The following is a 2,112-nucleotide window of genomic DNA, read 5'->3' as shown; positions in this document are numbered from 1 at the left end:
TCCCAGCTATACGGTTGCGGAGATTTAGTATCACCCTGATCGTTTGTATTTGGTTTAATATACATAGTAATCCAATATTCTCCTACATTATACAAATCTTCTTTTCTCATTTGAAATGTCCCACCAGTATATGCTGTATTACCTGTATGACTCCCTCCACTGTCCGTCGTGAAATAATAACCCGCGTACTGATAAAATTCTGGAATAATTATTGACAACTGTACCTGATCATTCACATTGGGCAAATGATCTACGGACACGACTGCCTCGGTAAAACTGGGATCTTCCATCAAAGTTCCCGACTTTCCAACAAAGTTTATTTGATAACTAGGATCAAGAGTGCCGGTATTCGATAAAACATTTTGAACATTAAAATAGCTCTCAGTTGGTACAACTATTTCATTAGAGTTGTCTAGAACCACTTGTCGTACGTGTAACAAGACATTACCGGTCAACTCAACATCCACATAGCCTGTTGTCTTGGAGCCTGTCGTATGATACCCATCAGTCGTACCTTCCCATTCATATTCAATGGATAGTCTCACTGTGCTAGGATCAGTAGCACTTCGGAGCGTTGGCAAATCAACCATCAGTTTTTCGGGATTCTTATTCGCATCAGCTAAAGTTGGTAATTCGGCAGCTGTTTCATTAGAAGAATCGAAATAGTTATAAACTTTAGCATCTGACAATGTCAAAGATTGGTTATTGTTATGAGTATTTCTCATACGAAATGGTAATGTGTAGTCATTACCATAGAAAATTACACCATTTTCAGGTGTATCACCTGAAGCATTTGGTAGAGTATTAGTTGTCGTAACAAATACCCAAACTCGGTTTGTAATTTCTACTCCAGTTTTTGGTCTGTAAGAAACATCTACTGGATAGGGTTTGGCGATAGTAGCATCTCTCAAAGCTTGTAGCTGAGTGCCATTCACAGTCACTTTAGTTGAATCTGCTGATACCCCTGTACTTGTTCCATCCTCATCAATGCTACCATCAGTCTTATTCCAAGCCATCGTTTTTGCCATTTTCTTAAAAGCAGCATTATCCGGAAAAGCACTATCTATGCCTATTAGTGGTATATGGAAATTTTGAGCATCAAAAAAATAGTTGCCATTTTCAATAGTTTGTGATGTCCTTTTGTGAATTAATCGAGATGTAACCACAATTTGATTCTGAGTATCTGTGACAAAGTATGTGACTGTTTGAGGTCCTGCTTTCGTTTCATCAAAACCTAGTGTTTCCCATTCAATCTCATCTTGAATACTCTTCGGATTACGATTTATTCTGCTTTGGAGCCACTCTTCCCGAGCCTGCAGATCCGTTCCTATGTTTACATCTTGAAAATCACCATGATCGTAAACCTTTATTGCTTCCGGAGAGGTAACCTCCCCATTTTTCGTTCCAGTGATTAACCAGCGATCCTTACTATTCCATCCCCTATACGCAGCACTAACAGGATTTTTTATAGCTGCATCCGAAATATCTACAACGATCGAATCGTTTCCCTTAATTATTGGGGGATAATCATCTTTTATCTCTAACACACCGACAAAACCCAAAGTTCCAGAAGCTGTTAACTGTGGGCGAACTTTTCCATCAGTATCATAAACACTTAAATTCTCTGTGAAATTGTTGGTGTCTGTCGTAGTCCCACCAACAATCATCCTTCCAGGAGAAACATTTATGACTTGTGATGGTAATACATTTCCGTTTACTGATATAGCACGAATACTTTTTACATCCAACTCATTAGCACTAGAAGAAAAATCATTCATAATCCCACTAATAAAGAACTTCGGACCTGCTAGAGTATTTGTGTAATAGTCCGAATGAAACTCATCTGTTAAGCTACTAGTCGACCCATAGAAAATTATTGTTCCATCATTATTATCCATCATCTTTAAATAAGTATCTTTAGGATATGTTTTAACTACTCTCTGGCTGTACGTATTCATATCTACCTCAAACAATTTGGAATCTTGATTACTATGTGCCATGAAATAGGCTTTGTCCTCCGTACACAACTCTTTTATCACATTTATACTCCCTGTACCGTTTATAAATTCATACACTCGCTTTTTCACCGCTCGACCAGTATCTGCATCGATG

The 2,112-nt window shown here is 38.1% G+C and carries 1 pseudogene; it reads right to left on the bottom strand.

Annotated elements, in window-relative coordinates:
- Nucleotides 1-2,112: pseudogene (locus JZO70_RS22150) on the bottom strand (hypothetical protein); the annotation flags it as partial.

Source organism: Candidatus Enterococcus moelleringii (genome assembly GCF_017377575.1).
Taxonomy (GTDB): Bacteria; Bacillota; Bacilli; order Lactobacillales; family Enterococcaceae; genus Enterococcus_A; species Enterococcus_A moelleringii.
This window is presented reverse-complemented; position numbering and strand designations above follow the sequence as displayed.